The following is a 9,041-nucleotide window of genomic DNA, read 5'->3' as shown; positions in this document are numbered from 1 at the left end:
AGGAATCCCAACCAGCAACCACTCCCAAAAGAATGGCCACCAGTCCGGGGTATAAAACAATTGGCACTGGCTTTACAAGCACCCTGTTGAGTTCTCAAAGAACAACCACACACCAACCAGAAGCCCCACACCGTGGAACCCCGACCGGGGTATCTCGTTCAACTGCCCGCCGCTCTCGCGCCGGGCACTTTTACTACGTTACCTCACCGTCTCTGTCGTGTCAAACCGTGTGTCCCGGTCTGTCACGCTTCGTACGGGTTGGCGCCGCTGAGCACGCGCAGCAGTCACCCGTTGCGCTTGATCATCGGATTTGGCAGGCCGGCCGCTGCGGTTTCCCGCGGGCTCGTCCGTTTCCCTGCCGGTCGACAACCTTACCCGGTCGGTTCCGCTCCGCCAAATCCGCCCTGCGGCGTTTCGACGAGCCCCACCCGGACCGCGTCCTCGCAAGACCTAAGCCTTGGTCGGACCCGGCGCCAGCCCTGTTCGGCGCTCCCGGGATTTCGTCCCGTTTGCCCCGTTCCGCGCTGGCAGAGAGAAAGTTACGCGTTCCCAGGTTTGATCGTCAAATCGGGGGGTAGCGGCGCGCGTCACACCCTTGATCACCGGGGCGAGGGCGGGCTGGAAGGGCGGCGGGAGGCGCGCCACGCCCTGATGCCCAGGACTCCTACCGTCGTGCCGATGGCCAGGGAAGCGGCGATCAGCAGGGCGTGTACCCACAGGAAGCCGGTCGGGCTGCCCTCGCCGACGGCGCCGGCCGACCAGGCGCGCTCGTCGTTCCAGATGGCGACCGCGAACCTCGGCCAGATCGCCCACGTCCAGACGCCGACGGCGACCAGGAACAGCGACCAACCACGTGACAGGACCATGGTCGGCCAGTATGCCAGCGGGCCGTCCGCCCAGGTCAGGCCCGCGTCCGGCGCAGCAGGCGTTTCCGTTCCCGCCGCCGGGGCACTGTTCTGTCGAGCCGATTCGACGGAGGTGCCACCCATGCAGCCGTTCAACCCGTGGACCTGGCGGGATCCGTCCGCCCTTGCCGGTGGGTACGACCAGACCCGGCCGGGAGACGTGCCGCAGCAGCGCACCGGTGAGGCGGACGACGGCCCGGACGCCCCCGGCCCGGGTACGCCGATCGACCTGACCGGCTACCGGGTGGAGGCGACGGACGGGCGGATCGGCTCCATCGACGAGGCGAGCGAGGACGCGGACGCCCGGTACCTGGTGGTGGACACCGGTCCGTGGATCTTCGGCAAGAAGGTGCTGCTGCCGGCCGGCACTGTGGCGCAGGTCGACCACCTGGATCGCGTCGTGCACGTGGACCGCACCCGGGAGCAGGTGAAGGAGTCGCCCGCGTTCGACCCGGATCACTTCGCGCACCCCGAGTACCGGGAGCGGGTCGGCAGCTACTACACCGAAAGCTATCGACAGCGGTAAGCCCGGCAGGACCACTGCAGGAGGCAGCGGCGCAGGCCGGTGAGCGGCTACCGTGTCAGTCATGGTCCGGCCGCGCAGCTGCCTCCCGGAGGCCCGTAACGGTCTCCCGGGCCACGCTGCCGACGGCCGGGAGCAGATCCTCGACGTACTCCGTGCCGGCGGCCTTCGGTTCCGCGCCGGCGGGCGATGGCGGCGCTCGTTCTGACGAGCCCGCTCCACCGACCTGGGCGACCCGGGTCGTGTCTCCCCGCCAGCGAACGGCACGAAAGGCGTACGACCATGTCCTCTGCACGCATGCTCACCGGCGACCGCCCGACCGGGCGACTGCACCTCGGCCACTACGTGGGCAGCATCGCCAACCGGGTGCGGCTGCACCAGCGCTACGAAAGCTTCTTCATCATCGCCGACCTGCACATGCTCACCACGCGCAACAGCCGCGCCGACATCGAGCAGGTCGCCCAGAACGCCCGCGAGATGGTCACCGACATCCTCGCCGCCGGGGTGGAGCCGGAACGGGCGACGTTCTACCTCCAGTCCGCGATCCCCGAGGTCGGCGACCTGAACACGCTGTTCCAGAACCTCGTCACGGTGCCCCGGCTGGAACGGGTGCCGTCGCTGAAGGAGATGACCCGGGACGCCGGCAAGGACGAGATGCCGTACGGCCTGCTCGGTTATCCGGTCCTCCAGGCCGCCGACATCCTCTGCGTGAAGGGGCAGGCCGTGCCGGTCGGGAAGGACAACGCCGCGCACGTCGAGGTGACCCGGGAGATCGCCCGGCGGTTCAACCACCTCTACGGCGAGGTCTTCCCGGTCCCCGACATGATCATGTCGGAGACGCCCACGCTCGTCGGCACCGACGGCGCCGGGAAGATGAGCAAGAGCAAGGGGAACGCGATCGCGCTCTCCGACGACGCGGCGACCGTGCGCCGCAAGGTGATGGGGATGTTCACCGACCCGAACCGGGTCCGCGCCGACGTGCCCGGCACCGTCGAGGGGAACCCCGTCTTCGAGTACCACGACATCTTCAACCCGGACCGGGCGCAGGTGGCCGAGTTCAAGGCCCGCTACCGGGCCGGCAAGGTCGGCGACGTCGAGGTCAAGGAGGCGCTCACCACAGCGCTCAACCGGTTCCTGGACCCGATCCGGGAGCGCCGGGCCCGCTTCGAGGCGCAGCCCGGCCTGGTCGACGAACTGATCGTCACCGGCACCGAGCGGACCCGCGAGCAGGTGCGCCGCACGCTCGTCGAGGTCCGCCGGGCGATGGGCCTGAGCAGCGCGTACACCCAGGTTCGACGCCGGGCCGAGCGCTACCGCAAGGCCGTCGCCACCTCGGCCTGACCACGAGCCGGTCCGGGGTACGCGCTTGCGCCGACCCCGGACCGGCCGGTTACGCTGCCGACATGGCCAGCTCGCACGCGTACCCGATGACGTCCCCCGACGTCCGGCTCGGCGCGCTGCGACGCCGGCGGTCCCGCGACCGCCTGCGCTGAGCCTTCCCCTCCTGCGACCGGCGGATCGAGCCGCCGGTCGTCATCGATCGTCCTCGCTCCGCCGTCGCGTTCCCATCAGGTGATCCGCGCGGCGGATCCACAGCGAGATCGGCGTACTCATGGATCTTGAAAGATTGCTTGCCGACCGGCTGGCGCCGGCGTTCGCGGCGGTGGCCGGCGGGCCGGTGGACCCGGCCGTGCGGCGTTCGCAGCACGCGGACTTCCAGTCCGACGCGGCGCTGGGGCTGGCCCGGCGGCTCGGCCGCCCGCCCCGGGAGATCGCCGCGGAGGTACGGGAGCGCGCGGCGCTCGCCGACCTGTGCGCGGCGGTCGAGGTGTCCGGCCCGGGTTTCCTGAACCTGACCGTGTCCGGGCAGGCGCTCGGCGGGCTGGTGTCCGCGATGGCCGCCGACCCGCGGCTCGGCGTGCCGGCCGTGGCCGGGCCGGAGACCGTGGTGGTCGACTACTCGGGGCCGAACGTGGCGAAGGAGATGCACGTCGGGCACCTGCGCTCGACGGTGATCGGGGACGCGGCGGCGCGGACGCTGGAGTGGCTGGGGCACCGGGTGCTGCGCGCCAACCACCTCGGCGACTGGGGCACGCCGTTCGGGATGCTGATCGAGCACCTGCTCGACCTGGGCGAGGCCGGGGCGGCGCAGGAGCTGTCGATGGGCGACCTGGACGGGTTCTACAAGGCCGCGCGGGCGAAGTTCGACGACGACGAGGCGTTCCGGGAGCGGTCGCGGCGGCGGGTGGTGGCGTTGCAGGGCGGTGACCCGGCGACGTTACGGCTGTGGCGGCTGCTCGTGACGCAGTCCGAGAGCTACTTCCTGACCGTGTACGACCTGCTCGACGTGACGCTGACCGGCGACGACTTCCGGGGCGAGAGCAGCTACCACGACCAGCTCGCGCCGACTGTCGAGGAGCTGGACCGGCTCGGGCTGCTGCGGCGCAGCGACGGTGCGGACTGCGTCTTCCCGCCCGGTTCGGTGGGACGTGACGGCGAGCCGTTGCCGCTGATCGTGCGCAAGTCCGACGGCGGGTACGGCTACCCGGCCACCGATCTGGCCGCGCTGCGGCACCGGACCGGCGCGCTCGGCGCGACCCGGCTGCTCTACGTGGTCGGGCTGCCGCAGCGGCGGCACTTCGAGATGGTGTTCGCGGTCGGCGCGCTGGCCGGCTGGCTGGCCGCGCCGGTGCGGGCCGAGCACGTCGGGTTCGGCTCGATCCTCGGCCCGGACGGGCGGATGCTGCGCAGCCGTGCCGGCGGGTCGGTGAAGCTGGTCGAGCTGCTCACCGAGGCGGTCCAGCGGGCCACCGCGCTGGCCCGGGAACGCAATCCGGAGCTGAGCGAGGCGGAGGCCGCCGAGGTGGGGCGCGCGGTCGGCGTGGGCGCGATCAAGTACGCCGACCTGTCCGGGGACCGGCACAAGGACTACGTGCTGGACTGGGAGCGGATGCTGTCGCTGGACGGCAACACCGCGCCGTATCTGCAGTACGCGTACTCCCGGGTCCGGTCGATCTTCCGGCGGGCCGGCGCGGCGGCGCGGCCGGACGCGGACGTCTCGCGGCCGGACGCGGAGGTCTCGCTCGCCGAGCCGGCCGAGCGGGCGCTCGCGATCGAGCTGGTCGACTTCGCCGCGGTGGTCGAGGAGGTGGCGGACGGGCTGGAGTTCCACCGGCTGACCGCGTACCTGCACCGGCTGGCGGTCGCGTTCAACGCGTTCTACGAGCGCTGCCCGGTGCTGCGGGCCGACGGGCCGGTACGGGAGAGCAGGCTCGTGCTGTGCGAGCTGACCGGGCGGGTGCTGCGGCAGGGCCTGGACCTGCTCGGCATCCGTACCCCGGAACGGTTGTGAGGCCGAGGGGTCACCGGAAGCCCGTGCGGCGGCTAGCGTGACGCATCGATCGAACGTGAGGGAGGCGACCATGGCGGATCGGCGCGCGGTGCTCGCTCCGGGACGTGGCTACGACACCCGGGGTCCGCTCTTCGTCTACATCGGTGAGGCGTTGCGCCGCCTCGGCTTCGACGTGCACGAGGTTACCTGGCGGTCGATCGGGGACCTGCGCCTCGACAGCGCACCGGAGTGGGTCGCCGAGCAACTGGATCCGGTCCTCGACGCCGGGGTGGACCTGCTCGTGGGCAAGTCGCTCGGCAGTTTCGCCGCCCCGCTCGCCGCCGATCGGGGCATCCCGGCGGTCTGGTTGACGCCGCTGCTGACCGACCCCGCGGTACGGGAGCCGCTCGGCCGGGCCACCGCGCCGTTCCTGCTGGCCGGCGGCACCGCCGACCAGGTCTGGGACGGTGCGGTGGCGCGCCGGCTCACCCCGTACGTGGTGGAGGTCGCCGACGCCGACCACTCGATGATGGTGCCCGGGCCACTGGCGGCCTCGGCCGAGGCGCTCGGGCGGGTCTGCACGGCGGTGGAGGAGTTCGCCGCCGACCGCTGACGGTCAGCGGCGGCTCCGCCGCGTCCACACCACCGCCGCCACCGCGGCGACGAGTGGCAGGAGGCAGCAAAGCATCAGGACGGACAGGTGCCACGGCTTGATCGCTCCCATGGCCGAGACGATAGAGGTCGCTCTCCAGTCGGAGGGGGCACCGCCGCCATCGAACCCGTGCGATCCTTCCTCCGCGGGCGTCGTTCACCGCCTGCGACCACCCACGGGAGGACCGGAATGCGTACCTTCGCGCCCATGTTCGGGCGTCCACTCGCGACAGCCACCACGTTCGCCGTCGGGTGCGCGATGGTCGTCGGCGCAGGCGCCACTCCGGCCGCTGCCGCCGTCGGCGGGCCCACCGATCTCACCACCGCCGGTCGGGCGTGCGAGGCCCAGGCGCCCGGGCCGTACCTGAGTCCGGTACGGCTCAACGACGCCAACGCCGTCGTGCTCCAGGGCACCTACAGCGGCACGCCGCAGAGCGCCGACCCGCAGGCCGACTTCCAGGTGTGGGACGTCACCACGCCGGACGCCCCGCAGCAGTGGCTCACCGGCCTCGCCCCGGAGAACAACCAGGTCTACATCCAGCTCGAAGATCCGGACCGGCAACGGCACGGGATCACGTACGCGTGGCGGGTGCGTGTCCTCGACGGCGCCGACGCGTCGCCGTGGAGCGGCACCTGCTACTTCACGATCGACCGCATCGGCGGTCCGGCGCCGGACGTCGCCTCGGTGAAGTACCCGTCGGGCGACTGGGAGCACGCCGGTGGCGCGGTCGGTGACGCCGGAAGCTTCACCTTCACCTCGACCTCGGACGACACGGTGAGCTACCAGTACCGGTTCTCCGGCGCCGGCGACGAATATGTCGAGGTCCCCGCGGAGGGCCTCGGCGGGCCGGCCACGGTCACCTGGACGCCGCAGGACGCGAGCCAGCAATCGGTGAGCGTGTACGCCATCGACCGGGCCGGGAACTGGTCGGAGCGCAACGTCTACGAGTTCTGGGTACGCGAGACGCGGCCCTCGGTCTTCTCCAGCGCCTACCCGGACTGGAGCACCAACCTGGACTACGGCGTGGGCGTGCCCGGCGCGTTCGAGTTCACCTCGAACGTCCCCGGCACGGAGTCGTTCGCCTGGCGGATCGACGGCGACGGCCCGTCCGGTTCGGTCGCGACCGGCGGCGACCGCACGGTCACCGCGATGATCGCCCCGACCCGGGCCGGGCGGCAGACCCTCTACGTGCGCAGCGTCACCGCCGACGGTGCGACGCACCCGGAGCGGGCCTACACGTTCGTCGTCGACAACGCACCCCGGGTCACCGGTGACGTCGACCGGTACGTGATCATCGGGTCGTCGCTCCGGTTCCACCTGGCCCCGCGCATGCCCGAGGTCACGTCCTACCTCTACTGGACCCATGACTACAACGGCAACGAGCCGGACGAGAAGACCGTCCTGCCGGCCGGCACGGACGGCACCGCGGACCTGACCTGGACCGCCACCAGCGAGAGCACTCAAGCGCTGTACGTGCAGAGCCGCAGCGCCGACGGCACGCTCTCCGAGCCGCGGTTCATCTCCATCTCGGTGTCGGGCGCCAGCCCGTACGTGACCCGCAGCGGCGGCGAGGTGGTGGGGTCGACCGCTACCTTCACGGCGCGCACCGAGATGGCGAACGTCGCCGAGTACGAGGTGCTCCTCAACCGCGACCCGTCCACCCGGCAGGTGCTGCCGGCCGCAGCCGACGGCACTGTGACCTTCCGGTACACGCTCACCAAGCGCGGCTACACCTACGTCACCGTGGTCGCCCGTAACGCCGCCGGGGTGCAGACCACCGAGGGCGGAACCTCCTGGTCCGTCACCGACTCCCCGGTGGTGGTGTCGACTGACTTCCCCTCGTCGGGCTCCGGCAAGTTCGCGCCCGGCACCTTCACGTTCAAGCCCCGGCAGCTCGGCGCGGTGAAGTACACCTACCAGATGCCCGGCGCCGAGGGCACCGTCGCGGCGGCGGCCGACGGCACCGCGACGATCACCTGGACGCCGTCGGACGCCGGCTACCACACGCTCTACGTGAAGAGCGTGACGGCGGACGGCGCCGAGTCGTTGCAGACCTACTACTCCTTCTACGTGGCGCCCGACCCGCTGACCGTGACGTCGGTGTCGCCGGCGTCGGTCGAGACGGGCGCGGTACGGACGATCACGATCACCGGCAGCGGTTTCCACCAGGAGGACCAGGTCACCGTCACCCCGTCCGGCGGCACCGCAATCGTCGCGACCGTGCGGAGCGTCTCCGCGGACCGCCGGACCCTCACCGCCGATGTCGATCTGACCTCCGCCGGGGTGGGCAAGGCGTCCGTCTCGGTGCGGCCGGACGAGTGGAGCGACCAGGTCTCGCTGGCCGACGCGTTCTCGATCACCGGGGCTCAGGCCCTGCGGTCGGTGACCGCGCCGGCCGTCACCGGCACCGTGGCGGTGGGGGCGACCGTCCGCGCGTCGACCGGTGAGTGGAGCCCCGCCGCCTCGGCGTACACCTACCAGTGGGCGGCCGACGGCACCGCGATCAGCGGGGCGACCGGTGCGACGTACGTGATCCCGGCGTCCCTGCTGGGCAAGCGGCTGACCGTGGCGGTCACCGCGACCAAACCCGGGTACGCGTCCGGCCGGGCGACGTCGCAGGCCACCGTCCCGGTGGCGAAGGGCCCGGCGCTGCAGGCCACTGTCAAGCCGACGATCACCGGTACGCCCCGGGTGGGCCAGACCGTGCAGGCGACCACCGGCACCTGGACGCCGGCCGCCGACTCGTACCGCTACGAGTGGCGAGTGGGCGGGGAGCTGACCGGCACGACGACGAAGACGCTGACGTTGACCGCGGCGATGCGCGGCAAGGCGGTCACCGTGACGGTCGTCGCGGTGAAGGCGGGCTACGCCAACGGTCGAGCCGCGAGCGCGCCGGTGACCGTCCGCGCGTGACGTCGAGGTGACGGCCGGTGCGCCCGTCTCTCCGCTCGTCTCCGGTGGGACGGCGGGTGGGCGCGCCGGCCGGGTCCGACGCGAGACGGACATGTGGTCTATTCGGCCGGCCGGGCGGCCTTGCCGTCCAGCCACAGCGTGTCGCTGTCGTCGCGGTGGGAGCCGGTGGATCCGACGTGCTTGGCGCTGATCTTCGGCCCGTTCTTGATCACGTGGACCAGGGCCATCGCGTGTCCCCGGCCGAGGCCGTACTCGTCCTTGAGCCAGCCCACGATCGCGCCGGCCTTGACGTCGGCCGCGTCGTAGCCGCGCTCCCCGGCCTCGTCGACCAGGGCGCGCGGGGTCTTGCCGGTCTTGTCCTCGATCGCGTCGAGGTACGCCTGGAAGGACATCTGCTCAACCCTTCGTCCGGGAGGTGGTGACAACCTCCACCCTCCCGGGCGAGGTGGTTGCGATCAACGACGGACCGGGCCACCGTCGTTGCCTCCGGGGCAACGATCACCGCCGGGCGAGACGCCGGAGAGCCCGGCCCGCATGGTCGCGGGCCGGGCTCTCCAGATCTCGGGGTACGCGCTCAGCGCTGGAGGGTCAGCAGTCCGGGTCGGTAGGGCAGGAGGCCGTAGTCGCCGCCGGAGTTGGGGGAGCGGCCCTGGTAGAGCAGTTGGAGGTTGCAGGGGTCGACGGTGAAGGTCTGGTCGGCGGTGGTGCGGATCAGTT

Annotated in this window: 7 protein-coding genes; 5 read left to right on the top strand and 2 right to left on the bottom strand. The window is 71.6% G+C overall.

What is annotated here, in order from left to right; all coding sequences use genetic code 11:
- Positions 1-599 precede the first annotated feature (599 nt).
- On the bottom strand, positions 600-866 hold the full coding sequence (locus F8279_RS27630; RefSeq protein WP_151501497.1) for an SCO4848 family membrane protein: 267 nt from the start codon (positions 864-866) through the stop codon (positions 600-602).
- A 121-nt stretch (positions 867-987) separates the two neighbouring features.
- Between F8279_RS27630 and F8279_RS27625 the strand changes: the two genes are divergently transcribed.
- From F8279_RS27625 to F8279_RS27600, 5 genes are all read left to right on the top strand, one after another.
- Positions 988-1,431 carry a PRC-barrel domain-containing protein gene (locus F8279_RS27625; protein ID WP_091428249.1) on the top strand — a complete coding sequence of 148 codons (444 nt, stop codon included), beginning with the start codon at positions 988-990 and terminating at the stop codon, positions 1,429-1,431.
- A gap of 279 nt (positions 1,432-1,710) precedes the next feature.
- Positions 1,711-2,769: a tryptophan--tRNA ligase gene (gene trpS / locus F8279_RS27615; RefSeq protein WP_151501496.1), complete on the top strand. Its 1,059-nt coding sequence runs from the start codon at positions 1,711-1,713 to the stop codon at positions 2,767-2,769.
- A 271-nt stretch (positions 2,770-3,040) separates the two neighbouring features.
- Positions 3,041-4,780 carry an arginine--tRNA ligase gene (gene argS / locus F8279_RS27610; RefSeq protein ID WP_151501495.1) on the top strand — a complete coding sequence of 580 codons (1,740 nt, stop codon included), beginning with the start codon at positions 3,041-3,043 and terminating at the stop codon, positions 4,778-4,780.
- 70 nt (positions 4,781-4,850) lie between these two features.
- A complete protein-coding gene (locus F8279_RS27605) occupies positions 4,851-5,372 on the top strand; it encodes an alpha/beta hydrolase (protein WP_091428253.1) in 522 nt (173 codons plus the stop codon).
- A gap of 246 nt (positions 5,373-5,618) precedes the next feature.
- Positions 5,619-8,324 carry an IPT/TIG domain-containing protein gene (locus F8279_RS27600; protein ID WP_151501494.1) on the top strand — a complete coding sequence of 902 codons (2,706 nt, stop codon included), beginning with the start codon at positions 5,619-5,621 and terminating at the stop codon, positions 8,322-8,324.
- A 98-nt stretch (positions 8,325-8,422) separates the two neighbouring features.
- Here the strand turns inward: F8279_RS27600 and F8279_RS27595 are convergent, their stop codons facing one another.
- A complete protein-coding gene (locus F8279_RS27595; RefSeq protein WP_151501493.1) occupies positions 8,423-8,716 on the bottom strand; it encodes a DUF4287 domain-containing protein in 294 nt (97 codons plus the stop codon).
- Positions 8,717-9,041: the final 325 nt, after the last annotated feature.

The organism is Micromonospora sp. AMSO1212t, from assembly GCF_008868145.1.
GTDB lineage: Bacteria > Actinomycetota > Actinomycetes > Mycobacteriales > Micromonosporaceae > Micromonospora > Micromonospora tulbaghiae.
This window is presented reverse-complemented; position numbering and strand designations above follow the sequence as displayed.